At 72.6% G+C, this 26,689-nt stretch carries 27 protein-coding genes, 1 tRNA gene and 1 riboswitch; of the genes, 10 read left to right on the top strand and 18 right to left on the bottom strand.

Going from position 1 to position 26,689, the window contains the following annotated elements:
* Window positions 1–58: 58 nt before the first annotated feature.
* From V3N99_00430 to V3N99_00420, 3 genes are all read left to right on the top strand, one after another.
* On the top strand, window positions 59–1,279 hold the full coding sequence (locus V3N99_00430) for a TetR/AcrR family transcriptional regulator (protein MEO3935200.1): 1,221 nt from the start codon (window positions 59–61) through the stop codon (window positions 1,277–1,279).
* Window positions 1,280–1,345: 66 nt separating this feature from the next.
* Window positions 1,346–2,488, top strand: coding sequence for an acyl-CoA dehydrogenase family protein (locus V3N99_00425; protein MEO3935199.1), 1,143 nt, complete (start codon window positions 1,346–1,348; stop codon window positions 2,486–2,488).
* 42 nt (window positions 2,489–2,530) lie between these two features.
* Window positions 2,531–3,292, top strand: a complete 762-nt coding sequence (locus V3N99_00420; protein MEO3935198.1) for an RNA methyltransferase — start codon at window positions 2,531–2,533, stop codon at window positions 3,290–3,292.
* A 107-nt stretch (window positions 3,293–3,399) separates the two neighbouring features.
* On the opposite strand, the gene V3N99_00415 is transcribed toward V3N99_00420, so the two are convergent.
* Entirely contained in the window at window positions 3,400–3,939 is a 540-nt protein-coding gene (locus tag V3N99_00415) for a DUF1697 domain-containing protein (protein ID MEO3935197.1), read from the bottom strand.
* A gap of 83 nt (window positions 3,940–4,022) precedes the next feature.
* Here V3N99_00415 and V3N99_00410 point away from each other — a divergent pair, with 83 nt between their 5' ends.
* Window positions 4,023–4,619 carry a GNAT family N-acetyltransferase gene (locus tag V3N99_00410; GenBank protein MEO3935196.1) on the top strand — a complete coding sequence of 199 codons (597 nt, stop codon included), beginning with the start codon at window positions 4,023–4,025 and terminating at the stop codon, window positions 4,617–4,619.
* Here the strand turns inward: V3N99_00410 and V3N99_00405 are convergent.
* Entirely contained in the window at window positions 4,606–5,499 is an 894-nt protein-coding gene (locus tag V3N99_00405; GenBank protein ID MEO3935195.1) for a PhzF family phenazine biosynthesis protein, read from the bottom strand. The genes V3N99_00410 and V3N99_00405 overlap by 14 nt on opposite strands.
* 14 nt (window positions 5,500–5,513) lie before the next feature.
* Here V3N99_00405 and V3N99_00400 point away from each other — a divergent pair, with 14 nt between their 5' ends.
* Window positions 5,514–6,158, top strand: coding sequence for a histidine phosphatase family protein (locus V3N99_00400; protein ID MEO3935194.1), 645 nt, complete (start codon window positions 5,514–5,516; stop codon window positions 6,156–6,158).
* Window positions 6,159–6,177: 19 nt separating this feature from the next.
* Here V3N99_00400 and V3N99_00395 read toward each other — a convergent pair whose 3' ends face one another.
* The 3 genes from V3N99_00395 to V3N99_00385 all read right to left on the bottom strand — a co-directional run bounded on the left by V3N99_00395 (window position 6,178) and on the right by V3N99_00385 (window position 9,017).
* Window positions 6,178–6,852, bottom strand: coding sequence for an RES domain-containing protein (locus tag V3N99_00395; protein MEO3935193.1), 675 nt, complete (start codon window positions 6,850–6,852; stop codon window positions 6,178–6,180).
* Window positions 6,849–7,412: a hypothetical protein gene (locus V3N99_00390; protein ID MEO3935192.1), complete on the bottom strand. Its 564-nt coding sequence runs from the start codon at window positions 7,410–7,412 to the stop codon at window positions 6,849–6,851. Before V3N99_00390 ends, V3N99_00395 begins: the two co-directional genes overlap by 4 nt.
* A 123-nt stretch (window positions 7,413–7,535) precedes the next feature.
* Window positions 7,536–9,017, bottom strand: coding sequence for a glutamate--cysteine ligase (locus V3N99_00385; GenBank protein ID MEO3935191.1), 1,482 nt, complete (start codon window positions 9,015–9,017; stop codon window positions 7,536–7,538).
* Window positions 9,018–9,128: 111 nt separating this feature from the next.
* Between V3N99_00385 and V3N99_00380 the strand changes: the two genes are divergently transcribed.
* The 4 genes from V3N99_00380 (at window position 9,129) to V3N99_00365 (ending at window position 14,911) form a co-directional block, all read left to right on the top strand.
* Window positions 9,129–10,346, top strand: a complete 1,218-nt coding sequence (locus V3N99_00380; protein MEO3935190.1) for an exonuclease SbcCD subunit D C-terminal domain-containing protein — start codon at window positions 9,129–9,131, stop codon at window positions 10,344–10,346.
* The gene (locus tag V3N99_00375) at window positions 10,343–13,528 is read left to right on the top strand and encodes an AAA family ATPase (protein MEO3935189.1); all 3,186 of its coding nucleotides are present in this window, start codon (window positions 10,343–10,345) and stop codon (window positions 13,526–13,528) included. Before V3N99_00380 ends, V3N99_00375 begins: the two co-directional genes overlap by 4 nt.
* Before the next feature lie 34 nt (window positions 13,529–13,562).
* Window positions 13,563–14,627 carry a beta-eliminating lyase-related protein gene (locus V3N99_00370; protein MEO3935188.1) on the top strand — a complete coding sequence of 355 codons (1,065 nt, stop codon included), beginning with the start codon at window positions 13,563–13,565 and terminating at the stop codon, window positions 14,625–14,627.
* Window positions 14,628–14,743: 116 nt separating this feature from the next.
* On the top strand, window positions 14,744–14,911 hold the full coding sequence (locus V3N99_00365; protein ID MEO3935187.1) for a hypothetical protein: 168 nt from the start codon (window positions 14,744–14,746) through the stop codon (window positions 14,909–14,911).
* 22 nt (window positions 14,912–14,933) lie between these two features.
* Here V3N99_00365 and gcvP read toward each other — a convergent pair whose 3' ends face one another.
* The 12 genes from gcvP to V3N99_00305 form a co-directional block, all read right to left on the bottom strand.
* On the bottom strand, window positions 14,934–17,864 hold the full coding sequence (gene gcvP, locus V3N99_00360; GenBank protein MEO3935186.1) for an aminomethyl-transferring glycine dehydrogenase: 2,931 nt from the start codon (window positions 17,862–17,864) through the stop codon (window positions 14,934–14,936).
* A gap of 99 nt (window positions 17,865–17,963) precedes the next feature.
* A riboswitch (glycine riboswitch) is annotated at window positions 17,964–18,074 on the bottom strand.
* Between the two features lie 56 nt (window positions 18,075–18,130).
* Entirely contained in the window at window positions 18,131–18,667 is a 537-nt protein-coding gene (locus tag V3N99_00355) for a MerR family transcriptional regulator (GenBank protein ID MEO3935185.1), read from the bottom strand.
* A 277-nt stretch (window positions 18,668–18,944) separates the two neighbouring features.
* A complete protein-coding gene (locus V3N99_00350; protein ID MEO3935184.1) occupies window positions 18,945–19,481 on the bottom strand; it encodes a bifunctional nuclease family protein in 537 nt (178 codons plus the stop codon).
* A 24-nt stretch (window positions 19,482–19,505) separates the two neighbouring features.
* Complete coding sequence (locus V3N99_00345; GenBank protein ID MEO3935183.1) at window positions 19,506–20,183, bottom strand: MerR family transcriptional regulator; 678 nt, start codon at window positions 20,181–20,183, stop codon at window positions 19,506–19,508.
* Window positions 20,184–20,208: 25 nt separating this feature from the next.
* On the bottom strand, window positions 20,209–20,643 hold the full coding sequence (locus V3N99_00340) for an FHA domain-containing protein (GenBank protein ID MEO3935182.1): 435 nt from the start codon (window positions 20,641–20,643) through the stop codon (window positions 20,209–20,211).
* A gap of 78 nt (window positions 20,644–20,721) precedes the next feature.
* On the bottom strand, window positions 20,722–21,108 hold the full coding sequence (gene gcvH, locus V3N99_00335; GenBank protein MEO3935181.1) for a glycine cleavage system protein GcvH: 387 nt from the start codon (window positions 21,106–21,108) through the stop codon (window positions 20,722–20,724).
* Between the two features lie 77 nt (window positions 21,109–21,185).
* Window positions 21,186–21,950 (bottom strand): DUF881 domain-containing protein, encoded by a 765-nt coding sequence (locus V3N99_00330; protein ID MEO3935180.1) that lies wholly within the window; start codon window positions 21,948–21,950, stop codon window positions 21,186–21,188.
* Window positions 21,947–22,279: a small basic family protein gene (locus V3N99_00325; protein MEO3935179.1), complete on the bottom strand. Its 333-nt coding sequence runs from the start codon at window positions 22,277–22,279 to the stop codon at window positions 21,947–21,949. The genes V3N99_00330 and V3N99_00325 overlap by 4 nt, the downstream gene beginning before the upstream one ends.
* Window positions 22,276–23,154, bottom strand: a complete 879-nt coding sequence (locus tag V3N99_00320; GenBank protein MEO3935178.1) for a DUF881 domain-containing protein — start codon at window positions 23,152–23,154, stop codon at window positions 22,276–22,278. The genes V3N99_00325 and V3N99_00320 overlap by 4 nt, the downstream gene beginning before the upstream one ends.
* A gap of 59 nt (window positions 23,155–23,213) precedes the next feature.
* Window positions 23,214–23,861, bottom strand: a complete 648-nt coding sequence (locus tag V3N99_00315; protein ID MEO3935177.1) for a CDP-alcohol phosphatidyltransferase family protein — start codon at window positions 23,859–23,861, stop codon at window positions 23,214–23,216.
* Window positions 23,862–23,888: 27 nt separating this feature from the next.
* Window positions 23,889–24,440 carry a DoxX family membrane protein gene (locus V3N99_00310; GenBank protein ID MEO3935176.1) on the bottom strand — a complete coding sequence of 184 codons (552 nt, stop codon included), beginning with the start codon at window positions 24,438–24,440 and terminating at the stop codon, window positions 23,889–23,891.
* An 87-nt stretch (window positions 24,441–24,527) separates the two neighbouring features.
* Window positions 24,528–24,601, bottom strand: a tRNA-Pro gene (locus V3N99_00305).
* Window positions 24,602–24,836: 235 nt separating this feature from the next.
* Between V3N99_00305 and V3N99_00300 the strand changes: the two genes are divergently transcribed.
* Window positions 24,837–25,220, top strand: coding sequence for a hypothetical protein (locus V3N99_00300; protein MEO3935175.1), 384 nt, complete (start codon window positions 24,837–24,839; stop codon window positions 25,218–25,220).
* Here the strand turns inward: V3N99_00300 and der are convergent.
* Window positions 25,189–26,655 carry a ribosome biogenesis GTPase Der gene (der, locus tag V3N99_00295; GenBank protein ID MEO3935174.1) on the bottom strand — a complete coding sequence of 489 codons (1,467 nt, stop codon included), beginning with the start codon at window positions 26,653–26,655 and terminating at the stop codon, window positions 25,189–25,191. The two genes, V3N99_00300 and der, sit on opposite strands and share 32 nt — an antisense overlap.
* Window positions 26,656–26,689: the final 34 nt, after the last annotated feature.

Genomic DNA, 26,689 nt, shown 5'->3' with positions numbered 1-26,689 from the left:
CACCCGTGTCAAGGGGCCGCTCTTGACGACCTCGTGGTGAAGGTGCGTTAATCCGGGGGTGGCTCAGGCAACTCGCTCCCAGCCGCTGCGTCCGGTGCGCGACCCCGCGACGGCAGCCAGCGGTCGCCGTGCCCAGGTCCTGGAGGCAGCGGCCGTCGCCTTCGGACAGCGGGGGTACGCCGCGGTCGGTCTCGGTGACATCGCCTCTGCGGTCGGCATCTCGGCCCCGGCCCTCTACCGGCACTTCCCGGGCAAGTACGCCCTCTTTGCCGAGGTCGCCCAGGTCGAGATGACGACCCTCGTGGCCGCCGCCGACGCCGTGCCGGACCCCGACGACCTGTCGGCCGTGCTGCGCACGATCGCGGTGACCACACTGGCCCACCGGTCTCACGGCAGCCTCTACCGATGGGAGGCCCGCTTCCTCGGGCCTGACGACCGAGAGCAGCTGCGCGACACTACCCGCCGACTGCGCGCCTCCGTGTCCGCCCCCCTGCGCCGACGGCGACCCGAGCTGGAGGAGCGCGACGCGTCACTGCTGGCCGCTGCCGCCCTGGCGGTCGTCGCCAGCGTGACCGCCCACCGGGTGGTCACGCCTGATCTCACCGACGTCATCACGGGCTTGGCGCTGTCGGCCCTCGAGACCGCACTGCCTGCGGCCACCGAGTCCGCTCTCGAGGACGCACTGGCCCGTCAGCTGCCCTGGCAGGTCGGGCTCGAGGCCACCTCGAAGCGCGAGCGACTCGTCACCGAGGCCGTCAAGGCCTTCGAGCGCCACGGCTACCTCGGGGCCACCCTCGAGGAGATCGGGGGGGCTGTCGGTCTCTCCGCCTCCGCGGTCTACCGTTATGTGCCCACCAAGGCCGCACTGCTGGCGGCAGCCTTCGCCCGCACCCAGGTGCAGCTCTCCGCCGTCACCTCGGCGGCCCTCGCCGACGCGACAAGCGCCGAGGAGGCCGTCGACGCGCTGGCCTCGGCCTACGTCCTGCTGTGGTTCCAGCAGCCAGCCGTGATGAGCGTGTGGGGCTCCGAGGCGGGCCACCTCGGTGCCGACGAGCTCGACGAGCTGCGCGCGGCGCAACGCGACCACGTCGAGGTGTGGGTGCGCGTGGCCGAGGCTCTCGACCCCTCGCTCGACCCGGTCACCGCCCGGTTGCGGGTGCACGCCGCGCTCACCGTGGTCGCCGACACCGGACGTCTGCTGCGCTTCGACCCCAGGCCGCAGGTGCGCTCACGCGTCGTCGCGCTGGTGCGCTCGGTGCTGTGCTCCCCGCCTGACTGACTCATCTCCCTCGCCCTGCCCGCCGACCCCGCTGCCACCACCCACGAACGCTCAGGAGACCGACCGATGTTGCTCGAGCTCACCGAAGACCAGCGCGACTTCGCCGCCGCTGTCACCGACTACTGCCGCAAGGAGGCCGGCACCCGTGAGCAGCGCGACCGGCTCACCGACGGCGGGCGCCTGCACCACAACCCCGAGGTCTCGACCCGGATCGCCGGGCTGGGATGGGCCGGCATCCGCGTGCCGGAGGCGTATGGAGGCCAAGGCGGGAGCCACGTCGACATGTGCCTGCTGCTGGAGGGGACGGCCTACGGCATGCTGCCCATTGCCGGCCTCGGCGTGACGCTCATCGTCGGCAACGCGGTCGCCCGTTTCGGCAGCGAGGCCCAGAAGGACCTGCTACTCGGCAGCATCGCCGCCGGCGAGTCGCACTCGATCTCGATGTCGGAACCGGGGGCGGGCTCCGACGTCGGCGCCCTCACGTGCCGGGCCGAGCGCACCGAGACCGGGTGGCGGGTCAACGGGCAGAAGACCTGGTGCTCCAACGCGCACTACGCCAGCCACCTGCTGCTGGTGGCCCGCACGTCGCGCGAGGGCGGCAAGCACGAGGGCATCACGATGTTCCACGTGCCCCTGCCGTCTCCCGGTCTCGAGATCCGGGGCATCTCGACCCTCGGCGGCACCGAGGTCAACGACCTGTTCTTCACCGACTGCGACCTGCCCGCCGACGCGGTCATCGGCGAGGTCGGCCAGGGCTGGCGCCAGCTGATGTCAGGGCTCAACACCGAGCGGCTCATCCTCGGCGGGATCATGGTCGGCCTGGCCCAGCGCGCCTTCGACGACTGCCTCGAGTTCGTGTCCACGAGGGAGCAGTTCGGCCGCAAGGTCGGGTCGTTCCAGGTGCTGCGTCACCGGCTCGCCGACCTCGCGACCGAGATCGAGGCCACGCGACTGCTCGTCTACGCCGTGGCGCGGGCCGCCGACGCCGAGCCCGACCGGGTGCTCGCCCGTGAGGCGTCGATGGTCAAGCTCAAGGCCACCGAGGTGGCCAAGACGATGGCCATCGAGGGCATGCAGATGATGGGTGGCTACGGCTACGCGACCGAGTTCGACATGGAGAAGCACCTCCGCCAGGCGATCATCTCGACGGTCTACGGCGGCACCAACGAGATCCAGCGCGACATCATCGGCAAGACCTTCGGTCTCTGACCCCTGGAGGACGCCCGCCCGCGGGTTTGGGATGCTTCACCGGTGACCACACCGGATGTCTCGCCCAAGGACCGCTTCGTCACCGTCTACGGCCGCAACCCGGTCATCGAGGTGCTCGACGACTTCTCTGTGACCGTCGACAAGGTCGTCCTCGCCGAGGGGGCGCGGGGGCCGGGGGTCGGCGAGATCCTCGGGCTGGCGCGTGACCGAGGGGTGCCGGTACACCGGGCCAGTGCCGAGCGGGTCAAGAAGCTGGCGGGCAACGGCCGTCAGGACCAGGGCGTCTTCGCCGACGTCGTCGCGCCGCGGATGCGACCGCTGGCCGACGCGCTCGACGACCCGACGCTGCGTCGGGTGCTGCTGCTCGACGGCATCACCACCCCGGCCAACGTCGGCATGATCCTGCGCACGGCCACCGCAGCCGGGATCGACGGCATCGTCGTGCCCCGCAAGGGCGTCGCGTCCCTGGACCCCATGGTGGTGAAGGCGTCGGCCGGTGTCGCCTTCCGCGCCCCGATCCTCAAGTGCCACACCGCCGCCGAGGCGGCCGACCGGCTCTCCGCCGCCGGCTTCCACCTGGTCGGTCTCGACGGCGGCGCGCCCACCACCCTCTTCGACGCCGAGCTGCCCGAGCACGTCTGTCTCGTGCTGGGCAGCGAGACCTCCGGCATCGGCGAGGAGGTCGCCGAGCAGGTCCGCTCGTGGGTCTCCATCCCGATGGTCGAGTCCGTCGACTCGCTCAACGTCTCGGCGGCCGCGGCGGTCGTCTGCTTCGAGCTGGTACGACGCGCGGCCCGCACCTGACCAGAGGCCCCCACTTCTTGCGGCTGATGCACCCTTCCACCCCCTCTTGACCGCACGAACGGCGCATGGGGCGCAAGAAGTGGGGGTTGGGGTGGTGGGGTTGCGGGTCAGGGGGCCCACTTCTCGGCCAGGGTCCGGACGACCTTCACGTCTCGCAGGGTGCTCACTCGGCCGGTGACCTTCTCGACCCTGGCGTTGCTCAGCCGCGCCTCGTGGGAGGACTTCGTCAGCCAGATCACGGCGTGCGACCCGAGGACGAGCGCCCGCTCGCCCTCGACGTCCCACCCGCCCAGCTCGACCGTCGACGCCTCGGTGGGCTCGGCATCGAGGAAGCAGACGTAGGTGCGGGCCTCGGCCCCCAGCGGCGAGGCCAGGGCATCGACCTGCGCCGCCAGCCTGGACAGGTCTGCCGTGGTGCGAGCGAGACACGGGATGTCGAAGCCGAACTCGTCCGAGAGCAGCCGGCCCACCCGCGCCCCCACGGCATCCGCGCTCCGCCCACCCGTGGTGACCCGGACGTTGCCCGAGTTGATGTGGGTCACGACGTCAGCGAACCCGTTGCCGGACAACAGGTCTCGCACACGCTCCATCTTCACCCGCCGCTGCCCGACGTTGACGGCTCGCATGAACACGGCATACGTCGGCATGGGGACATCCTGCCCCAGCGCCGTCGCACGACCCCCACTCAGAGCTCAGTGGTGTGGCGCTCCGACCGTGCGAGGGTGAGGTCATGGGGAGCCTCGAGGTCCGGCCGGTCGCTGACGACGAGTGGGAGGTCGTCGCCTGGCTGTGGCAGTGCTTCCGGCACGACCTGGCCCTGGTGGTGTCTGGCCTGCCCTACGCCGACGGCCGCTACCAGGCCCGGGGGCTCCCGCGAGGCCCCTCGCCGGAGGTCGTGGGATATCTCGCCTGGCGTCCCCACCCGAAGACGGGTGAGGCCGCGCCAATCGGCTTCGCCCTCGTCGACGGGATCACGTCGGAGCGGCGCAGCCTCGCGGCGATGTGGGTGACACCTGTCGTCCGCCGCGAAGGTGTCGGGCGCCAGATGGCCCGGGCGGTGATCGCTCGTCACCCCGGACCCTGGACGGTCGCCTTCCAGCACGACAACCAGGCGGCCGGCCACTTCTGGCGGCACCTGGCCGACGAGGCGTTCGGCCCGGGCGCCTGGACGGAGACGGAACGACCCGTGCCCGGGGTCGAGGGCGCTCCGGACGACCGATCGAGACGACCTGAGCGGCTCGCGGGCGCCGCCTGCCCCAGCAGCCCCAGCAGAAGGGCCGGCTCACGTCGCCAGCCGGACTCATCGGCCCGGCTCAGGGCAGGGTGAAGGTGCCCCGGCCGAGGTCGAGCACCGAGCCGCCCACGGTGACGACACCCGCGGCCGACACCCCGAGGTGCAGCACCGACGGTCGCGAGACGGCCGCCCCCTGATGCACCAGCCGGGTCAGTCCCGCGGGCTCGTGGGCTCCCCGTTCGCGGAGCCAGCCGCCGAGGTTCGCGCAGGCCGAGCCCGTCGCCGGGTCCTCGAAGAAGCCCCCACCCTCGGCGACCAGGAAGCGCGCCTCGACCTCGTCGGGCCCGCTCGCCGCCCACACCAGGGCCTGCACCATGCCGGCCGCGGACCGGGCGTGCCGCTCGAGCAGGTGCGGCACCGGGCAGATCCGGTGCACGGCCTCGACACCGGCCAGCGGCACGACGAGCTGCTCCACCCCCGCGTCGACGAAGAGCGCGTCGTCGCCGAGGTCGGCCTCGGTCAGGCCCAGCATCGCCGCCAGGTCGGCGCGACCGGCCCCGGGCGCACGCACGGTCGGCGTCACCGCCGTCGTGAGGGTCCAGCGATCCGACCCGTCGGTCGCCGTGCGCACCACCGGCACGCGCCCGACCGGCAGGAGCAGCGTGACGTCGTCGACCCCGCGCGCTCCCCCGATCAGGTCGGCGACCACGCTCGCTGCGCCGAGGGTGGGGTGGCCTGCGAACGGCATCTCGTAGGCCGTGGTGAAGATTCGCACGGTGGCCTCCCCCGCAGATCGGTCGAGGTGGGTGAGGAACGTCGTCTCGGAGAGGTTCAGCTGTCGAGCGATCGCGAGCATCGTGTGGTCATCGAGGTGCCCGGCGTCCTCGACGACCGCGAGCGGGTTGCCGGTGAAGGGGTCCGAGCCCGAGGTGAAGACGTTGACGACGCGGTAGCAGAGATCCTCGGTCCCCAGCCTAGGGTTGCCTCATGGCCGAGACGACCCCTGACCCGAGCACTCCCCCGGCGACCGGTGGGACGCTGGTCCTGCTGCGGCACGGCGAGACGGCGTGGTCCCTCACCGGACAGCACACCGGCCTGACCGACGTGCCCCTCACGTCGGCGGGTGAGGCTGCCGCGCGTCGATGCGCAGCCCTGCTGGTGGGCCGCCCGATCGTGCGGGTCGTGGTGTCGCCCTGGAAGCGCGCCCGGCGCACCGCCGAGCTCGCGGGCCTCACCGACCTCGGGGTGCCCGTGACCGATGACGAGCGCCTCCACGAGTGGGACTACGGAGGCTACGAGGGCCTGACCGGTGCGCAGATCCGCGAGCGGGCCGGGGAAGACTGGACCATCTTCGACGACGGCGTCGTCCCCGGAGAGACGCCCGGCGAGACGGTCGAGCAGGTGGCGGCGCGGGCCTCCGCCGTGCTGGCCGACGTGCGGGCAGACCTGGCGCGCGGGGACGTGGTCCTCGTGGCCCACGGGCACCTGCTGCGGGTGCTGGCCACAGTCTACCTCGAGGAAGAACCCCGCGTGGCGGCCAAGCTGCTGCTCGACCCGGCCTCGACCTGCCTGCTCGGCAGCTCGCACGGGGTGCCGGCGATCGTGCGGTGGAACCTGACCGCTCCCTCCTGATCGTTCAGCGCCCGATCGTTCAGCGCCCGCGGGTGCGGGGCGGCTTGACCACCGTGAGGTCCTCACGCCGCGGCGGCCGCAGGGGCACGGGCGCGCCGGGCACGTCGACCGCCGGCACCGGGACGGGGTCGACGACGCCCGATCCGGCCCCCGCCTCACCGAAGACGGCGAGCGAGGTCACCGCCCCGGTGGAGAAGCGCGGCCCGTAGCGGACTCCTTGGTGCCCGGCGGCGGCGAGGGCGAGCGCCCAGGCCTGCGGGACGGCATACGGCACCATCGTCTCGAGCTCGCGGGTGGCGCCGAAGCGGCTGGCCCGCCGGGCCGTGAGGTCGGCCACGTGGTGCGCCCGGGGCAGGTGCAGCCGCGAGATCACGGTCGCCTCGAGCAGGCTCGCCGGCACCTGGTCGGCCCCGCCGAGCACGACGCCGATGCGCTCGCGCAGGGCGACGAGGGGGTCGTCGGCGAGGTAGCAGGTGCCGCGCGGAGCCGGCAGGTCGAAACGCCCCCCGCTGCTGCTGAACCACCACGGGCCGAGGTCGCGGTGGTGCGCCCGGTGCAGGGTGGCCCGCACCGTCGCCGTGTGGACGGGGAAGTCGTCGAGCGGCACGGCCGGCGGGTGCTGGGCCACGCGCTCGCGGTCGACGACCTCGGGCCGGTCGGGGTCACGCTCGTCCGGCCCGTATGGAGAGCTCACCTGGCCCACGATGCGACGTCGGCCGCCGCCGCCGCCACGACCCGCGCCACGCACGCCCGCGAGGCGTGGTGGACCACGAGGTGGTCGACCGCGCTGTCGCCGTCGAAGACCGGCGAGGGGGTCGTGAGCCAGGTGCCCGTCACCCAGCCGTCGACACCGGCTCGGGTCATGGTGCCGACCACGTCGACGATGCCGACCCGCACCTCGCCCGAGCGCGCGAACTGGAAGAGGGGGTAGAGCAGGTGACCGTCCTGGGTGCGGCAGGCGAGCAGCGTGCCGCGGCGCACGCGGTCGGCGAGGGCCTGCCGGCTCACCCCGAGCCACTGGCTGAGGCCGCCGGTGTCGTAGAACGGCCCGATCGCGGTGTCGTAGGGATGCACCGACGGCAGCACGGCGACCATCCGCGCGGCGAGCTCACCGAGGTCACCGAGCGAGCGCAGGCTCCGACCCTGCCGGGCCAGCTCGTCGGCCCGCTCCGCCAGCAGCCGCTCGACCGTGGAGAGCAGCTCGCCCGTGGCGACCGCGTTGCGCTCGGTGATCGGGGTGGCGGCGTCGGTCACCGGAGGTCTCCAACTGGTCAGGATGCACGCACTCGGCGTCAAGGGGGTCAAGGGGTCGGCCCAGCCTAACCCACCCGTCCGACACCCGCGCACTGGAACCGCGCACGGCCGACCACGAAGCCGTCAGGGCAGCTCCCAGGTGTGCACGGGGAGGTTCTCGTGCATCTGGGCGGCATACGACCGCAGCATCTCTCGCAGCGCGGCGGGCCGGTCGAGCCCGCGCGCCTCGAGACGCCGCACCGCCTCGATCTGCCACGACGAGCCGTTCTGGCCGGTCAGGCACCGGCCCTCGATCACCGACAGGTAGCGGTCGCGCACCTCGGGAGCGACCCCCCAGCGCCGCAGCCCCTCGTGGGCCAGCGGGAGCAGGTGGCGCAGGACGAGCTCGGTGGCCGGCACCTCACCCCGGTCGGGCCAGAACATCCGCGACTCGATGCCGTCGCGGGCACCCGCGAAGAAGTTCTCCTCGGCTGCCGTGAAGCTCATCCGGGTCCACGCCGGGCGGTCGTCGGCGGCGAGCATGCGCAGCGCGCCGTAGTAGAAGGCCGAGTTGGCCATGACGTCGATGATGCTCGGGCCGGCGGGGAGGACCCGGTTCTCCACCCGCAGGTGCGGCCGCCCGCCCACGATGTCGTAGATCGGCCGGTTCCACCGGTAGACGGTGCCGTTGTGCAGCTTGAGCTCCTCGAGGTGCGGCACCCCACCGCCGTCCAGCACGGCCACCGGGTCCTCGTCGGTCAGCTCGGGCAGCAGCGCCGGGAAGTAGCGCACGTTCTCCTCGAAGAGGTCGAAGATCGAGGTGATCCACCGCTCCCCGAAGAAGACGCGGGGGCGCACGCCCTGGTTCTTCAGCTCGACCGACCGGGTGTCGGCAGCCTGGGTGAAGAGCTCGATCCGCGTCTCGTGCCACAGCTGCTGGCCGAAGAAGAAGGGGCTGTTGGCCCCGACCGCGAGCTGCGGGCCGGCGAGCACCTGCGCCGCGTTCCAGTGCGCGGCGAAGTGGTGCGGCTCGACCTGCAGGTGCAGCTGCACCGAGGTGCAGGCGCTCTCGGGGGCCAGCGAGTCGGCGTACGTGTCGATGCGCTCGCCGGTGCCTCCCGCGATATCGAGCTTGATGTCCTCACCACGGGCGGCGAGGACGGCGTCGTTGAGCGCCTGGTAGCGGGTGTTGGCGCTCATCCAGTCGGCCTCGAAGTGCGCGGGCATGACCGTGGGCAGGATGCCGATCATGAGGATGTGCGCGCCCACCTCGCGGCTGCGCCGCTCCGCCGCGTTGAGCGAGTCGCGCAGGTGCGCCTCGAGGTCGAGGGCGGCGGTGCCGGGCAACGGCTGCGGCGGGAGGTTGAACTCGATGTTGTAGCGCGCCAGCTCGGTCTGGTACTCCGGGTCCTCGATGGCCGCGAGGACGTCCTCGTTGGCCATCCGGGGGCCGTAGCCGTCGTCGACGAGGTTGAGCTCGATCTCCATGCCCGTGAGCTGCCGGTCGAACTCGAAGCTGCTCTGACTCAGCATCCGCCCGAAGACGTCGAGGTCGGCCCGCACCTTCTCGCGGTACTGCTGACGCTGCTCACGCGTGTAGGTCGCCGAGGCGACGTCCTTTCCCATAGGCAAACCGTAGGGGGTGCGAGGCCCCCAACGCACCGGGAGACCATCGTGGATCGGCACACGCCGACCGACCTCCCGGCCGCTGTCGGTGCCCCGCCCTACCCTTCGAGCGTGCGGTTCCTCCACACCTCCGACTGGCACCTGGGACGGTCCTTCCACCAGGTGGGCCTTCTGCCTGCCCAGGCCCGGGTCCTCGACCACCTCGTCGAGGTCGTGCGGGCCGAGCGGGTCGACGCGGTGCTGGTCGCGGGAGACGTCTACGACCGCGCCCTGCCCTCGCCCGACGCCGTGCACCTGCTGTCGGAGACGGTCGTGCGCGTGGTCGATGCCGGCGCGCAGGTCGTGCTGTCGAGCGGCAACCACGACTCGGCGACCCGTCTCGGCTTCGCGTCCGACCTGCTCGAGCGATCCGGGCTGCACATCCGCTCCACCGTCGCCGACATCGGACGGCCGGTGCTGGTCAAGGGCGTGGCGGTGCACGCGCTGCCCTACCTCGAGCCGTCTGCGGTGGCTGAGACGCTCGGCGCGCAGGAGCGCACGCACGCCGGCGTGCTGCGGGCGGCGATGAGCAGGGTCGCGGCCGACCTCACGGCTCGCCCGGGCCCGTCGGTCGTGATGGCCCACGCCTTCGTCACCGGGGGCGCGACGAGCGACAGCGAGCGCGACATCGCGGTCGGCGGGGTGAGCGCCGTGCACCCCGACGTCTTCGCGGCCGCGTCGTACGCTGCCCTCGGGCACCTGCACGGGCGGCAGGAGATCACCGAGCGGGTCCGCTACAGCGGCTCGCCGGTGGCCATGTCCTTCAGCGAGTGGCGGCACACCAAGGGGTCGTGGCTGGTGGACCTGGCCGACGACGGAGCCGTCTCAGCGCAGTTCGCCGAGGCCCCGGTCGACCGCCCGCTGCGGCTGCTGCGCGGCGACCTCGACGACCTGCTCGTCGACCCGAGCCTGCGCGAGGCCGAGTCGTCCTACGTGCAGGCCACGCTCACCGACCCCACCCGGCCCCGGGCCGCCATGGACCGGCTGCGGGCCCGCTTCCCGCACACCCTCGTGCTCCAGTGGGAGCCGCAGGGGGTGGCCGTCGACCTCAGCTCGTATGCCGCCCGCGTGGGCACCCGCCGCGACGACCTCGACCTGTGCTGCGACTTCCTGACCCACGTGCGGGCCGGGCACCCCGCCAGCCGCGGCGAGCGTGGCCTGCTGCGCGAGGCCCTCGAGGCGTCGCGCGTCGAGCAGGCCCGGCACGCCGACGAGATGGGGGCGATGCTCCCCGGGCTCGAGGACCTCGAGGTGCCCGAGCAGCACGGACGTCGGTCGGGGGCCGCATGAGGCTGCACTCCCTGCGGGTCACGGCGTTCGGACCCTTCGCCGACACCGTCGAGGTCGACTTCGACGAGGTCACGGCAGCCGGCCTCTTCCTCATACAGGGCCCGACCGGTGCGGGCAAGACGAGCCTGCTCGACGCCATCTGCTACGCCCTGTATGCCGGCCTGCCCGGGGCGCGCCGTGGGAGCCGCCGGCTGCGCAGCGACCACGCCCCCGACGCGGCCGTCCCCCGGGTCGTGCTCGACTTCACCACCGGTCGCCGCCGTTTCCTGGTGACCCGCTCACCGGAGTTCGAGCGGCCGAAGAAGCGGGGCACGGGCACGACGAAGGCCCCGGCCTCGGTCCTGCTCCAGGAGCACGTGGGTGGGGCCTGGGTGGTGAGGTCGACCCGCAACGACGAGGTGGCCGAGATCGTCACCGAGGTGCTCGGGATGGGTCTCGAGCAGTTCAGCAAGGTGGTGCTGCTCCCGCAGGGCGAGTTCTCCGCGTTCCTGCGGGCCGACGCCGAGGAGCGACGGGGTCTGCTCGAGCGGCTCTTCGACATCTCGACGTGGACCGGGGTGGAGGAGTGGCTGGTCGAGCAGCGGCGCGGGCTCGCCGAGCAGGTCGAGCAGTCCAGAGCCCACGTCGTCACCGACCTGGCTCGGCTGCGCGACGCCGTCGTGACGCTGCCGGCCGAGGTCGGCGGCGACGACCTCTGGACGCTCGACGAGCTCGGGCAGCTCCCGGACGCCCTGGCCCAGCTGGGTGACCGCTGCGAGGAGCACGTGGGGTCGACCCTCGCCGCCCTCGATGCGGCCGAGGGTCTGGTCAGCCGGGCCGAGAGCGCCCGGGTCGAGGTCGAGGCGCTGGCCGAGCGCCAGCGCCGGGCCGGGGTGGCCGCGACCGAGCTGGCCGAGCTGGCCCGGGCCGGGCCGGCCGTCGCGCTGGCGGCCCGCCGCATCGAGCTCAGCCGGGCGGCCGAGGTGGTCGCGACCGACCTCTCGGCCCACGAGCGGGCGGGCGCCCGGCTGCATACGAGTGCCGCTCAGGTGCAGCGGCTGCGAGGTCGGCTGGGGCTCGGTCCGGAGGTCGACGACCGGCAGGTCGCGCGGTGGTGCAGAGCGCTCGAGCAGCGCACGTCGGGACTCGAGGAGGCTCACCGGGCCGACCTGGGCCGGCTCGAGCAGCATTCGCGGCTCGGGCGGCTCCGGGCGCGGGAGCTCGCCGCCACCACCGAGCTCGAGCAGCTCAGGCAGACCGCGACCCGGCTCGTCGCGGCCCAGGTGTCCGCCCGAGAGGCAGTGGAGACCCATCGCAACCGGGCCCGGCAGCACGCGCTCCTGAGGGCCCGTCACGAGACCCTCGGTGAGCTGGTGTGGATCGCGGCCGCGCTCGGCAAGGCGCGTGATGCCGTCGTGCGGCTCGGTGACGAGCACCGCGAGATGCGTGACGCCGAGCTCAGTGCGCACGAGGCCTACCTCACCGCGCGGCAGTCCCGTCTCGACGGCATGGCCGCCGAGCTGGCCGGGCAGCTCGACGACCACGACGCGTGCCCGGTCTGCGGGGCTCTCGAGCACCCCGCACCGGCCTCGGCATCGGGCGACGCCGTCTCTCCGGAGCAGGTCTCCCGGGCTGAGCAGGCATGGCACGACCGTCGCGGGCGGCGTGACCGGGTGGGCGCCCAGCTGGCGGCCGCCGAGGCCCTCGTGCGCACACGCACCACCGACCTGGCCCGGCAGCTGCGCGTCGGAGCCGGCGACGACTCGCCGGAGACGGCCGGCGCCGACCTCGCACGACCCGAGACCGACGAAACCGAGGAGACCGAGGAGACCGAGGAGACCGAGGTTGCCTCGGCCACCCCGATGGCGTGGCGCGCCGAGCAGGCCCGGGTGCACGACGAGCTGCTCGAGCTCGCCGACCCGGCGGGCACCGCTGCCGCCCTCGACGCGCGGGTCGTCGCCGCCGACGAGGACGTGGCCGCCCACGATCGGCGAGTGGCGGCGATCGTCACGTCGCTGGCCGCCGATCGGGCGCTGGTCGGCGAGGTCGAGGCGTCCGTCGCCGCGCTCACGTCCCGCCGCGACACCGTCCTCGACGACCATGCCGGCTGCCCGTGCACCGGCGTGCCCGACTCGACTCGAGACGCCGAGGCTGACGATCCCGGTGCGGCTTCAGCGAGCCGGGCGCTCACCCGCCACCGACGCTACGACGAGGGCCTGCGCGAGCTCGGAGACCGACTGGGCTCGGAGCGCGAGGCAGCGGCCCAGCGGCTCGAGAGCGAGGCCGGACTGGTCGAGAGCCTGAGGGCTCGCGGCTTCTCCACCGCCGACGAGGCTCGGGCGGCCCTGTGCCCCACCGACGAGGTGTTGCGCCTGGAGGTGGTGGTCCGCGACGCCCACGCCCGTCGGGTCGCGGCCGAGCAGGTGCTCGCCGACGAGCAGGTCCGCCGGGCGCAGGACCGCCCACCCGCCGACGAGGGCCATGCCGCTGCGGTCGTCCAGGACGCACGGGCGGCGCAGCGGGCCGCTCAGCAACGCGACGTCATCGCCCGTCAGGCTCACCAGCAGCTCAGCGGGCTCGTCGGCTCCCTCACCGACTCGTGTGCCCGGCTCGCACCGCTGGTTGCCCGCTCTGAGCAGGTCAGCGACCTCGCCAGCCTCGTCACCGGGACCGGTGCCGACAACACGCTTCGCATGCGACTGTCCTCCTTCGTCCTGGCCGCCCGGCTCGAGAAGGTCGCGGCCCTCGCCAACGAGCGGCTGGCGGTGATGGGCGACGGGCGATACCAGCTCCAGCACAGCGACAGCCTCGACTCGGGTCGCCGCCGCAGCGGGCTCGGGCTGGTCGTGCGCGACCTCTGGACGGGGGCCGTCCGTGAGACCAGCTCGCTCTCGGGTGGTGAGTCCTTCATGGCGTCACTGGCGCTCGCCCTCGGCCTCGCCGATGCAGTGCGCGAGGAGGCCGGGGGGTTCGACCTGCAGACGCTGTTCGTCGACGAGGGCTTCGGCACTCTCGACGACGACAGCCTCGACGAGGTGCTGACGGTCCTCGACGGGCTGCGCGAGGGCGGGCGCGCCGTCGGGGTGGTCAGCCACGTGAGCGACCTGCTCACCCGCATCCCCACGCAGATCTGTGTCGCCAAGACCCAGGCCGGCTCCTCCGTGTCGATCCGCACGGTCTCCGGCCAGACGTCTGCCGCCTGAGCCGGAGCGGCACCGGGGTGGCAGAGTCGACGTCGTGGATGACGAGACCCGGGCCCGACGAGACCGCTGCGACACCTTCCTGCTCGGCGACGGACGGGTGCTCCCGTCGCAGCTGCTGGCCTCCATCGGTGGGTCCGTCGTGCCCGACACCTACGGAGACGGGGGTGTCGTGGCCGAGCTCGAGGCGTTCGTGGCCGACCTGCTCGGCTTCCCGGCGGCGGTCTTCCTCCCCACCGGGACGATGGGGCAGGCCGCAACCCTGCGGGTGCACGCCGACCAGCGTGGTCGGCGCACCGTGCTGTGGCACCCGACCTGCCACCTGCAGACCCACGAGGGAGACGCCTACGCGCGGGTGCACTCCCTGGTCGGTCGGACGGTCGGTGACCGTCACCGGCTGCTCACGCGTCAGGACCTCGACGCGGTGGCCGAGCCCGTGGCGGCCCTGCTGCTGGAGCTGCCCCAGCGCGACCTCGGGGGCCAGCTGCCGGCGTGGGACGACCTGCTCGACCAGGTCGCGTGGGCTCGCGACCACGGTGCGGCCACCCATCTCGACGGGGCCAGGCTGTGGGAGGCCAGTGCGGGATACGGCCGGCCCCCAGCCGAGATCGCCTCGCTGTTCGACACGGCCTACGTCTCCTTCTACAAGGGCATCGGTGCGCTGGCCGGATGCTGTGTGGTCGGACCCGCCGAGGTCGTCGCGTCGGTGGGTGAGTGGCGCCGACGCCTGGGCGGCACCCTGCACGGGATGTGGCCCGCGGCGGCGTCGGCGCTGCACCTGCTGCCCGAGCGGCTGCCGGAGATGCCGGCGCGGCTGACGCACGCCCGGGCCATCGCGGCAGCACTCGGCGGCGTCGACGGCATCCGGGTGATTCCGGACCCTCCGCAGACCCCGATGATGCACCTGCTGCTCGAGGTCTCGCCAGCACGCTTCGTCGACAACGCGCGACGGTTGGCGCAGGAGCAGGGCCTCTGGGTCTGGCCGGAGCCGATGACCACGGACGACCCGGGTGTGGTGCGCTGCGAGCTGAGCGTCGGGCGCGCCACCTGCGGCCTCGACCCGCAGCAGGTCGTCACCGCGCTCCAGGCCCTCCGAGCCTGAACGGCCGCACGCTGGCGTGATCGGCCGGGGGCGCACGCGGTGGCGAGGTCGGTGATCGTCACCGATACCCGGGCGGGGCGAGTGCCGGCACGGCTCATCCCGGCCAGGAGACGTCGATGACGACCGTTGCCAGCACGCACCCGTCGACCCCGAGCGCGGGGTGGCAACAATCGGAAGTCGTGGATACCGCGGAACGACGCCGCTACCTGCCGAAGATCGTCGACGTATGGCGCCCCGAACCCCGGAACCGCCACCACTTCCCGAAGATCTGCGTGAAGTGGTGACGCTGCCGAGGTCGTCAGCCGCTCAGTCCTCGAACGCCTCGGGCGGCGGGCAGGAGCAGACGAGGTTGCGGTCGCCGTAGGCGCCGTCGATGCGCCGCACCGGCGGCCAGTACTTGTCGGCCCCGACGACGCCCACGGGGAAGGCGGCAGCCGCCCGCTCGTAGGGGTGGTCCCACTCCCCCGCGATCGACATCGACGTGTGCGGGGCGTGCCGCAGCATCGAGTCGGCGACGGCCACCTGCCCCTGCTCGACCTGGTCGATCTCCCCCCGGATGGCGATCATCGCGTCGCAGAAGCGGTCGATCTCGCCCTTGTCCTCGCTCTCGGTCGGCTCCACCATGAGGGTGCCGGCCACGGGGAAGCTCATGGTCGGGGCGTGGAAGCCGTAGTCGACCAGGCGCTTGGCCACGTCGTCGACCGTCACGCCGGTGCGCTTGGTCAGGTCGCGCAGGTCGAGGATGCACTCGTGCGCGACGACACCCTCGTGGTTGGAGTAGAGCACGGGGAAGCGGTCGCGCAGGCGCGCAGCGATGTAGTTGGCTCCGAGCACGGCGACCTCGGTGGCGTGGGTCAGGCCCGCCCCACCCATCAGCCGCACGTAGGCCCACGAGATCGGCAGGATGCTCGCCGAGCCGTAGGGGGCGCCCGCCACGGGCCCGACCCCGGTCGACGGACCGGCCTCGGGAGCCAGCGGGTGGTTGGGCAGGAACGGCGCCAGGTGCGACCGGACGGCGACCGGACCGACCCCGGGGCCGCCGCCACCGTGCGGGATGCAGAAGGTCTTGTGCAGGTTGAGGTGCGAGACGTCGGCCCCGAACTTGCCCGGCTGCGCCAGGCCCACGAGCGCGTTGAGGTTCGCCCCGTCGACGTAGACCTGACCGCCGGCGTCGTGCACGAGGGCACACAGCTCGCCGATGGTGTCCTCGTAGACGCCGTGGGTGGAGGGGTAGGTGACCATGATCGCGGCCAGGTCGTCGCGGTGCTGCTCGATCTTGGCCCGCAGGTCGTCGAGGTCGACGTCGCCCCCCTCGGCCGTCCTGACCACGACGACCTTCAGCCCCGCCATGACGGCCGACGCGGCGTTCGTGCCGTGCGCGCTCGCGGGGATCAGGCACACGCGGCGGTGACCCTGCCCGGTGGCCTGGTGGTAGGCGTGGATCGCCAGCAGACCGGCGAACTCACCCTGCGACCCGGCGTTCGGCTGCAGCGACACCGCGTCGTAGCCGGTGATCTCGCACAGCCACGCCGAGAGGTCGGCGACGAGCTCACGGATACCCTCGGTCTGCGCGGTGGGCGCGAAGGGGTGCAGCTCGGCGAACTCCGGCCACGTCACCGCGAGCATCTCGGTGGTGGCGTTGAGCTTCATGGTGCACGAGCCCAGCGGGATCATCCCGCGGTCGAGGGCGAAGTCGCGGTCGGCCAGGCGACGCAGGTAGCGCAGCATCTGCGTCTCGCTGCGGTGGGTGTGGAAGACGGGGTGCGTCAGGTAGTCGCTGGTGCGCGTGACCACCCCGGCCCAGACCGGCCCGGCCGTCGAGGGCTCCGGCTCGACTCCGGGCACGCCGAAGGCGCTCCATACGGCATGGAGGTCGTGGCCCGTCGTCGTCTCGTCGACGCTCATGCTGAGGGTGTCGGCATCGACCAGGTGCAGGTTGACCCCTCGCGCCGCCGCCTCGGCCAGCACCTGCTGCGCGCGGCCGGGCACGCGCACGGTGAGGGTGTCGAAGTACGACGTCGTGAGGACCTCGGCGGAGACGCCGTGCAGGCCCTCGGCGAGGGTGCGGGCGTAGCCGTGCACGCGACGCGCGATCGCGGCGAGCCCGTCGGGTCCGTGCCAGACGGCATACATGCCGGCCATCACGGCGAGCAGGACCTGGGCGGTGCAGATGTTGGAGGTCGCCTTCTCGCGACGGATGTGCTGCTCGCGCGTCTGCAGGGCCAGCCGGTAGGCGGGGTGCCCGTCGCTGTCGACCGACACGCCGACCAGCCGGCCGGGCATCGAGCGCTCGAGGCCCTGGCGCACCGCCATGAAGCCGGCGTGCGGGCCACCGAAGCCCATCGGCACTCCGAAACGCTGGCTCGAGCCCACCGCGATGTCGGCGCCCCACTCGCCCGGGGGCGTGATCAGGGTGAGCGCGAGCAGGTCGGCCGCAGCCGTCACCAGTGCGCCGTGCTCGTGGGCCGCGGCGGCCACCGCGGCACCGTCGCGGATCTGCCCGTCGGCGCCGGGGTACTGCAGGATGACGCCGTAGACGTCACGGTCACCGGCCACGTCGCGCAGGGCCTGCGCCGAGTCGAGCCCGGTGAGGTCGGCGACCACGACCGGGATCTCGAGCGGCTGGGCCCGGGTGCGGATGACCGCGATGGTCTGCGGCAGCACGTAGGCGTCGACGACCAGCACGGCATCGGACGGCGACTTGCTCATCCGCCGCATCAGCGTCATGGCCTCCGCCGCGGCGGTCGACTCGTCGAGCAGCGAGGCCCCGCTGATCGGCAGGCCCGTGAGGTCGCTCACCACCGTCTGGAAGTTGATCAGGGCCTCGAGCCGGCCCTGCGAGATCTCGGGCTGGTACGGCGTGTAGGCGGTGTACCAGGCGGGGTTCTCGAGGACGTTGCGCTGCACGACCGGAGGGGTGATGGTGCCGTGGTATCCGAGGCCGATCATCGGCCGCAGCACCGTGTTGCGGGCCGCCAGGGCGCGCAGCTCGGCGACGACGGCCTGCTCGGACGGGGCGGCCTCGATGCGCAGCTCACGGTCCGCACGAATGCTGCCCGGGATGGCCGCGTCGACGAGGGCCTCGAGCGACGGCTGGCCCACCACCTCGAGCATCGCGGCGACGGCGTCCGCGTCGGGGCCGACGTGCCGAGCCACGAACGGGCTGAGAGCCGCAGCGGCGGCTGGCTCCTGCTCCGGTGAGGAGGGCGGGGCAAGGGTCGTCGTACCGGCGGTCATGGGACTCCTCGGAGGCTGCGGGGGGACGCGGGGCTGGGCGGTGCTTCCCCCTCTGTCGTCGCGCCCCACCGGTCAGTGGTCGGGCTGCTCCAGAGTTGCCTGGCTCACGTGGTCCTTTGCGCCTGAGAGGTTCCGGGGTGTTGCCCCTTCGGCGCCCCGGCTGACGCCCGAGGTGCTCGGTCGTCCCGGGGGCTCTCCCACGTGAGGTAGTGCGGCGACCTCAGTCTACCGCCCGACGAGCCCGGAGGTCTCCCGGAGGAGAAGGGTCAGGAGGTCTTGCGCAGACGACGGGCCGAGAGCTCGTCACCCTCGTGGGTGACCACGCTCTCGTCGCCAGCGCGCTCGCTCGGCAGCGCCGAGAGAGTGCCCTCGATCTCGCGCCACACGCGTCCGACCGCGATGCCGAAGACGCCCTGCCCTCCCTGCACGAGGTCGATGACCTCGTCGGCCGACGTGCACTCGTAGACCGATGCACCGTCGCTCATCAGCGTGATCTGGGCGAGGTCCTCGACCCCCCGCTCGCGCAGGTGGGCGATGGCGACCCGGATCTGCTGGAGGGAGACCCCGGTGTCGAGCAGACGCTTGACCACCTTGAGCACGAGGATGTCGCGGAAGCCGTAGAGACGCTGCGTGCCCGAACCACCGGCCGTCCGCACGGAGGGCTCGACGATGCCGGTGCGGGCCCAGTAGTCGAGCTGGCGATAGGTGATGCCAGCCGCCTTGCACGCGGTCGGCCCGCGGTAGCCGATGTCGTCGCTGAGATCAGGGAGGTCGTCGTCGAAGAGCAGACCCTGGGCGGACATCGGCAGCGCCGGCTTTGGCTCCTGGTGTGCGTCACCTGTGGTGTTCACGCAGGACCTCCTCGTTCGGTAGCGCCCGACGGGTGCCAGGTCTGGTCCGGAAGCCTGCGGTCATCCTGCCCGGCCGCCTGGGGGGCGGCTGGAACTACACGGTCGTGCTTCGGGAGTCCTGACGGTACGGCTCCCCCGACGGGGCCGTCAATCACCGCGGCCTCAGCCGCTCGGCGTGTCGCTGGCTGCTTCCGCGACCTGACCCTCGACTGGAGGGTGAGACTCATGCTCACGCGGGACGGTCGCCGGGGGTCTCGTCAGGGCCGTCGCCGTCAGTCACCTCAGTGCCCTCAGTGGCCCCGGTGACTCCGAAGTCCTCGGCGGAGACCTGGTCGAGGAACTCGCGGAAGCGCTCCACCTCGTCGTCCTCCTCGGGCGCCAGCGCCACCCCTGCCTCGTCGAGCACGGCCTCGGCCACCACGATGGGGGTGCCGGTGCGCAGGGCCAGGGCGATCGCGTCCGACGGGCGGGCGCTGATCTCGTGGGTGCCGTCGATCAGGAGCATCGCGTAGAACACCTTGTCGCGCAGCTCCACGATCCTGATCTCGGTCACCGCGTGACCGAGACCGTCGAGGACGTCCTTGAACAGGTCGTGGGTCAGAGGGCGCGGTGGCACGACCCCCTGCTGGGCGTAGGCGATCGCCGTAGCCTCCGCGGCGCCGATCCAGATGGTGAGGTATCGGTCACCATCTCGCTCGCGCAGCAGCACGATCGGCTGGTTGGTGGGCATCTCCACCCGCACCCCGAGGACGTCGACCGGTTTCACGTTCACCACGTTACCCCGCCGGGGTCAGGTTGCGAGGCCGGCCTTGACCAGCGCCACGTGCAGCGCCAGGCACTGGCGCAGGACGCGGGCGGTCTCGTCGTCGTCACCGGGGCGCACGGCCTGCCGCACGAGCCCGATCTCGCGGTCGGCCGCGGTGCGGAACGGACGCAGGTGCCGGGCCTCGATCCCGACATCGGCCAGGGCACCGGCCGAGCGGGCGATCTCGAGAGCAGCCTCGTCGAAGTGGCCGTGCGGGTCGGCACGCAGCAGACCGTAGGTCACCAGGGAGGCGAACGTCGGCTCGTCGAGCCCGCTGGCCGCCCGGAGCTCCCCCGTGGTCAGGCGCAGCCGGCGGGCGGGGCGCAGGTCGGCCTCGGACGGCAGCTCGTGGTCGTCGCCGACGAGTGGCACGGACGGCAGGTCGGGCTCCCCGACCGGCGTGGGAGCCTCCAGCCCGCGATCGAGGGCGTCCAGCGCCTCCCTGATCACCTTCAACGGCCAGAAGCGGTCTCGCTGCGCGGTGAGGACGTAGCGCAGTCGGGCGACGTCGTCCGGACGGTAGCGACGGTAACCCGAGGTGGCGCGCTGCGGGGTGAGCAGACCCTCCGCCTCGAGGAAGCGGATCTTGCTGATGCTCAGGTCGGGAAACTCCGGCAGGAGCTCGTCCACCACCGCCCCGATGGACCGCCCTCCCTCGGTCACCACCGGGTCCTTCGGGTGGCTGCCGTCACTCGCCGCGCGCGGCGTAGTAGACGAGGCGGAACTTGCCGATCTGCACCTCGTCGCCGATGCGCAGCACGGCGTTCTCCACCAGCTCCTTGTCCACGTAGGTGCCGTTGAGCGACCCGACGTCGTGGACCGAGTAGCCGGAGTCGACCCGACGGAACTCGGCGTGCTTGCGAGAGACCGTCACGTCGTCGAGGAAGATGTCGCTGTCAGGGTGACGACCGGTGGTGACCACCGGGTCGTCGAGCAGGAACCGCGCCCCGCTGTTGGGGCCGCGCAGCACGACCAGCAAGGCCGTGCCTGGGCGCAGGGCGTCGATGGTGGCCTGGTCCTCGGCCGACAGCCAGCGGGTGTCGGTCTCGACCTTCTCCGGCTCGCCGACACCCTGGAACCGCATGGTCGTGGGCTCGGGCGCTCGGCCGTGCTCGTCCGTCATGATCCGGTCCTCCTCAGGCGATGGCCCTGTCAGGTCAAACCCTATGGCACCCAGCCGACGCGGGTGACGGCGACGTCGTCAGGCCAGGCTGGCGCGGTAGGTTGCCGCGTCCATCAGCCCGTCGGGCAGACCGGCAGCGGGCCGCACCTCATACATCCAGCCGTCGCCGTAGGGAGCCGAGTTGACCAGCTCGGGGCTGTGGTCGAGCGCGTCGTTGGTGGCGACGACCTCACCGCTGACCGGGGCGAAGACGTCGCTCACCGACTTCGTCGACTCCACCTCACCACACGTGTCCCCCGCCGTGACCGCGTCACCCACGGCCGGCAGCTGCACGTAGACCACGTCGCCGAGGGCGTCCTGGGCGTAGGAGGTGATCCCGATGCGCAGGGCCCCACCATCGACCTCCTGGACCCACTCGTGGTCGGAGGTGTACTTCAGCGTGTCGGGGTAGTCGAGGTCGCTCATGGTGCTCCTTGTCGGGGTGGGTGGCGCGCGGTGTCCGACGCACGGCGGCTGGCGACGGTGCGCCCGGAAAGGGGAGGCTACCCGGGGGTGGTGGGGGGCGCGGACTCCGGGACGGGCTGAGCGTATCGAGGTGTGGTGGGTGCAGCCAGCGCGTCGACCTGCACGGAGTCGAGCTGGTCGACCCGAGCGGTCGCTCCGAGCCCACGGAGCGTCTCGACGATGCCCCCCGGGATGGTCATCGCCGAGGCCATCGTCTGCGGGTCACCGATCGCCAGGACGACGACCGGCCGCACGAGGACGACGCCGTCAGCCACGAGCGACCCGTCGCGGTCGGTGAACCACGAGCTCGCGACGATGCGCACCGAGCCGACCTGCACGACCTCGGCCCCGGCGTCGCGCAGCTCCTGCAGCACGTCGAGCAGCTGCGCAGCGAGCACGGCTCCGGCCGGGTCGGTGATGGTGATCCGGATGCCCGGGCCCGCCGCCGCCGCCGTGCCCCCGAGCAGGCGCAGCGCGTCGAGCCGTTTCTGCGCCGAGTCGAGCGCCACCTGGCTGCTGCCCGAGCCGGCTGCGAGGCGGTCACGCTGCGCCTGCAGGTCGCGCACCTGCAGGTCGAGACGGGCTGAGCGCTGGCTCACGTCGTCGAGCACCCGCACCAGGTCGTCCTGACGCATCTGGTCGAGACCACCCTCCTGCGTCTGCTGGACCTGCGTGGCGATCGCGAAGCCCAGGGCCAGGGTCAGGACCGCACCCAGCACCTGCGCGCGCGTGCCCCGCGGGGCTCCGGCGCGGGCTAGCCGACGCCAGGCCGCCCTCATCGGCGCGCGGCCCTCGTTCGTCACGAGCCGAAGAGGTGTCGGCGGATGGAGGCGACGTTGGAGAAGATCCGCACACCGAGGACCACCACCACCCCCGTGGAGAGCTGGGTGCCCACCCCGAGCTGGTCACCGAGGAAGACGATGAAGGCAGCCACGACCACGTTGGACAGGAAGGACACGACGAACACGCGGTCGTCGAAGATGCCGTCGAGCACCGCCCTCACCCCGCCGAAGACGGCATCCAGGGCCGCGATCACGGCGATCGGCAGATAGGGCTGCAGGCCCAGAGGGACGGCCGGGTGCAGCAGCAGACCGGCGACGATCCCGACCAGCAGGCCGAGGGCGGGGATCATGGGGTCACTTCCGGGTCGGGGATACGAGCAGCGGTCGAGGGCGTGCCGGGCGCCGAGGGCGGGGTGGGCGGCCCGGCCCGGTCGACCCCGAGGGTGGGGCTGCGAGGCACGACGAGATGAGCGTCGGAGCTGGTGCTCGACGGGATCGCGTAGTTGTCCCGCAGCGCCGTGAGGTAGCTGCCGCCGACCGTTTGGGCGAACTGCACGGGGAGACCCTGCTGGTCGCCGATGGCCGTGATTACGTAGGGCGGGGACAGTGGTCGGTAGTCGACGAGGATCGCCTGCCCGGCGAAGCGGATGGCCGAGCGGGCCGTCAGGCGCTGCCCGTTGACCGCCATCGCCTCGGCCCCCGCCTGCCAGAGCCCGTTGACGACGATCTGCAGGTCGGTGGAGGTGACGCGACCCTCCTGCGCGGTGTCGGCGCCCCGCGGCTGACCCGTCCCAGCCACCGCGTCAGGGGCGTCCTGCAGCGTCACCGTCAGGCCCGGGCCCTGCACCGCCACGTCGCCGGTCGTGACCGAGAGCTCACGCAGGCTCTGGGTGAGGCCGACGGCCGAGGCCCCGATGGCCGCGTCGCGGGAGGCGGTGATCTGGGCCCGCAGCCGCTCGATCGCCGCCACCTGCTCGTCACCGTGCTCCTGACGGACGTGGACCTGGTCGATCAGCTGTTGCTTGTCACGGCTGGCGGTCGTACCCCTGGGGCGCAGGGTGAGTGCCGACGCCGCCAGGAGGAAGCCGATGAGCAGGGCGGTGGTGGCGACGAGCACGGTGCGCGTGCCCCGGCTCGCCGGCCCGCCGGTCGTGGCTCGCCGCTGCGCCGCGGTCGCGTAGCCCGGGTCGAGGGGTCGCTCGAGGATCTCTGACAGCAGGGTCATCGAGGCGTCTGCTCGACGGGGAGGACCCGTCTCGGGTGTCGGAGGAGCGGTGACCATGGTCACACCGCCTGAGCGGCGTGGGCACGTGGACCGCGCAGGAGGCCCGCCGCCTGCACCGCATACAGGGCAGCCGCCAGCCAGTAGAGGCCGAGCCCCCACCAGGTGAAGGCCCAGCCGATCGGGCGGGCCACGTCGCCGAGGGTGCCGGGTGACACCGACAGCAGCAGGATCGGGAAGGCGTAGAGCAGGTTGAACGTCGCGGCCTTGCCGATGAAGCTGACGGGCAGACCCGTCTGGCCGACGCGCTTGAGCGCGAGCACGACCACCAGCATGACCAGGTCACGGGCCAGCAGGGCGACCAGCAACCACACGGGGATGATGTCGCGCCACGCGAAGGCCACGATGGTCGTCAGGGTGTAGAGCCGGTCGGCCGCCGGGTCGAGCAGCTCACCGACCCGGGACTCCAGACCGTAGCGTCGCGCGATCTTGCCGTCGAGGTAGTCGGTGGCGCCTGCGACGACGAGCACCGTGATCGCCCAGGCGTCGTGGCGCTGGAGCAGCAGCCACAGGAACAGCGGCACCCCGAGCAGCCGCAGGGCGGAGAGGGCGTTGGGCACCGTGAGCACCCGGTCGCTGACCGCGGCGCGGCCTGGTCCGGAGGGCGAGGGCCCACCGGTCGGCTGCCCCACCCCCACGTCGTCCACCACGGCCCCGACCCTATCCCGGTGCACCGGTCAGTCGGCCGAGGTGCCTCGGTGGCGCACGGCCCGGTCCAGCCCGAGGCCTCCACCGCCGAGACCGAGCAGGGCCACCCCGGCCCCCGCGAGGAGCAGCTGGAAGTCACCGTCGAAGCCCGGCACGTCCGCGACGAAGATCTGGGAGCCCGACGACCAGTTGACCAGCACCAGTGCGGTGACCGCGCTCGCGGCCACCCCGGCCCCCGCGACCCGCACCGCGAGACCCAGGACGAGCGCGACGGCCATGGCCAGCTGCACCGGCCCGAAGAGCATGCCGAGCACGTCGTAGGCCGGGAGCCGCACCGCCCGCAGCATCTGCGCCGTCTCGTCGCGGTGAGCGATCTTCTGCACACCGCGGGTGCCCACGACGGCCGCGACGACCAGGCGCAGCAGCAGCAGGCCGAGCGCGCCGTCGAACCGGTCGACGACGTGGTGGGTCCGGATGCGGGTCTGGGCGTCGCCGAGGGCCGCGAACGGCTCCCGCTCGTCGGTCTCGAACCCCGCAGGGCTCTCCACCGGGCTCTCGTGGGGGCTGGCTGCGGGTGTCATGCCTCCCATGCTGCCCCAGGCACCCGCGCCACCGGCAGCAGGAAGGCCGCCCCCGCGTGTCGCGGGGACGGCCTGCTGCCTGCTCTGTCGGGATGACAGGATTCGAACCTGCGACCCCTTGACCCCCAGTCAAGTGCGCTACCAAGCTGCGCCACATCCCGTGCCGATCACCCCAGGGCCGGTGAAGCCATCCCGCGGAGCGAACGAAACCTTATCGCACGCGTGACGGGGCACCGAAATCGGTGGCTCCCGGCGGGTGGTCCACGCGTCCGCACCGGGCTGGGCCGAGGCGCGCGAGGGTGGCGTCCCGAGCCCTCGCCCCCCAGTGTGGGAGAGGCACCGGCCTCGCGCCGCAACGCCAGACCCTCTCAGGAACGACGACGAAGGAGGCCCCCGATGGGGCACGACGGCGACAAGACCGAGCAGCCGACGGGCGGTGACGACCGGGGCGCGAGTGAGAACGGTCTCGTCGGCCCGGCCGACGAGACCGTGGACGCCGTCGATGTCGTCGATGTCGACGAGCCCCGCGTGCAGCGCCAGCAGGCGGTCGGTGAGCTGATCGAGGAGGCGATCGTGGCGGTCGCCCGGACCCACGCCGGCACCCACTCGCGCGAGATCGTGCGCGACGCCCTGCGCCGCGAGCTCGAGGCCCGCGGGCGCTGGCCGCAGCCCGAGACCTGGCTCGACGCCGTGGCCACCGAGCTGGAGGCCGGCAGCGTCTACACCATGGGCACCGAAACGCCCGGCGTCAGCGCCGGCGCCGCTTCTCCTTCACCCTGACCGACACCTCGATGGGCGTGCCCTCGAAGCCGAACTGCTCCCGCAGTCGGCGCTCGAGGAACCGGCGGTAGCCCGCCTCGATGAACCCCGAGGCGAAGATGACGAAGCGAGGTGGGCGGGTCGAGGCCTGGGTGGCGAAGAGGATGCGCGGCTGCTTGCCGCCACGCACCGGGTGCGGGTGCCCGGCCACGACCTCGCCGAGGAAGGAGTTGAGGCGTCCCGTCGAGATGCGCAGGTCCCACGACGCCAGCGCCACCTCGAGGGAGGGGACCAGCCGGTCCATGTGGCGCCCGGTGCGAGCGGAGATGTTGACTCTCGGCGCCCACGGGATCTGCACGAGGTCGCGCTCGATCTCGCGCTCGAGGAAGTGGCGGCGCTCGTCGTCGACGTTGTCCCACTTGTTGTAGGCCACGACCAGTGCCCGGCCCGCGTCGATGACCTGCTGGATGACGCGCACGTCCTGCTCCGCGATGCTCTCGCTGGCATCGACGAGGACGACGGCCACCTCCGCCTTCTCCAGCGCGGTCTGGGTGCGCAGGGAGGCATAGAAGTCGGCTCCCCTGGTCTGGTGCACCCGGCGGCGGATGCCGGCGGTGTCGACGAAGCGCCAGGTCTTGCCGCCCAGGTCGATCATCTCGTCGACGGGATCGCGGGTCGTGCCCGCCACCTCGTCGACGACGACGCGGTCGGTGCCGGCGAGCTGGTTGAGCAGGCTGGACTTGCCGACGTTGGGTCGGCCGAGCAGGGCGACCCGCCGCGGGCCGCCTCGCCGGTAGGCGTCCCCCACGGCGGACACGTCGGGGAGCACGGCGAGGACGGCGTCGAGCACGTCACCGCTGCCCCGCCCGTGCAGCGCCGAGACCGGGTAGGGCTCACCGAGCCCGAGGTTCCACAGGGAGGTCGCGTCGGCCTCGAAGCGCTGGTCGTCCACCTTGTTGGCCACGAGGACGACCGGCTTGCCGCTGCGTCGCAGCAGGCGCACGACGCCCTCGTCGGTGTCGGTCGCCCCGACGACCGCGTCGACGACGAACATGACGACGTCGGCGAGCTCGACGGCGATCTCGGCCTGCTCGGCCACGCGCAGGTGGATGCCCGTCGCGTCGACTTCCCAGCCTCCCGTGTCGACCAGGGTGAAGCGGCGGCCGGCCCAGTCGGCGTCGTAGGCGACGCGGTCGCGGGTGACCCCCGGCACGTCCTCGACGACCGCCTCGCGGCGACCGAGGATGCGGTTGACCAGGGTCGACTTGCCGACGTTGGGGCGGCCGACGACAGCGACCACGGGCAGCGGGCCCTGCTGGTCGTCCTCGCCGTCGTCCCCCTCGCCGCGCTCGAGCAGGTGCAGGTCGTCGTCGTCGAGCTCGAAGTCGTCGAGGCCGGCGCGCAGGGCCCGCTCGACCGTGAGGTCGTCGTCGTGCCCCGCCTCGGTCGTGGAGATGACGTCGGAGTCGGTGGAGATGACGTCGGAGTCG

The organism is Dermatophilaceae bacterium Soc4.6 (assembly GCA_039889245.1).
Taxonomy (GTDB): Bacteria; Actinomycetota; Actinomycetes; order Actinomycetales; family Dermatophilaceae; genus Lapillicoccus.
Note: the sequence above shows the minus strand (reverse complement) of the source record. Positions and strands in the feature narration are given on the sequence as shown.

Coding starts and splice junctions, on each gene's coding strand:
- V3N99_00300 (MEO3935175.1), top strand. CDS start 24,837: ATGGGGCACGACGGCGACAAGACCGAGCAGCCGACGGGCGGTGACGAC.
- V3N99_00425 (MEO3935199.1), top strand. CDS start 1,346: ATGTTGCTCGAGCTCACCGAAGACCAGCGCGACTTCGCCGCCGCTGTC.
- V3N99_00365 (MEO3935187.1), top strand. CDS start 14,744: ATGACGACCGTTGCCAGCACGCACCCGTCGACCCCGAGCGCGGGGTGG.
- V3N99_00410 (MEO3935196.1), top strand. CDS start 4,023: ATGGGGAGCCTCGAGGTCCGGCCGGTCGCTGACGACGAGTGGGAGGTC.
- V3N99_00415 (MEO3935197.1), bottom strand. CDS start 3,939: ATGCCGACGTATGCCGTGTTCATGCGAGCCGTCAACGTCGGGCAGCGG.
- V3N99_00320 (MEO3935178.1), bottom strand. CDS start 23,154: ATGACCCTGCTGTCAGAGATCCTCGAGCGACCCCTCGACCCGGGCTAC.
- gcvP (MEO3935186.1), bottom strand. CDS start 17,864: ATGACCGCCGGTACGACGACCCTTGCCCCGCCCTCCTCACCGGAGCAG.
- V3N99_00325 (MEO3935179.1), bottom strand. CDS start 22,279: ATGATCCCCGCCCTCGGCCTGCTGGTCGGGATCGTCGCCGGTCTGCTG.
- V3N99_00375 (MEO3935189.1), top strand. CDS start 10,343: ATGAGGCTGCACTCCCTGCGGGTCACGGCGTTCGGACCCTTCGCCGAC.
- V3N99_00385 (MEO3935191.1), bottom strand. CDS start 9,017: ATGGGAAAGGACGTCGCCTCGGCGACCTACACGCGTGAGCAGCGTCAG.
- V3N99_00340 (MEO3935182.1), bottom strand. CDS start 20,643: ATGACGGACGAGCACGGCCGAGCGCCCGAGCCCACGACCATGCGGTTC.
- V3N99_00400 (MEO3935194.1), top strand. CDS start 5,514: ATGGCCGAGACGACCCCTGACCCGAGCACTCCCCCGGCGACCGGTGGG.
- V3N99_00355 (MEO3935185.1), bottom strand. CDS start 18,667: ATGTCCGCCCAGGGTCTGCTCTTCGACGACGACCTCCCTGATCTCAGC.
- gcvH (MEO3935181.1), bottom strand. CDS start 21,108: ATGAGCGACCTCGACTACCCCGACACGCTGAAGTACACCTCCGACCAC.
- V3N99_00310 (MEO3935176.1), bottom strand. CDS start 24,440: ATGACACCCGCAGCCAGCCCCCACGAGAGCCCGGTGGAGAGCCCTGCG.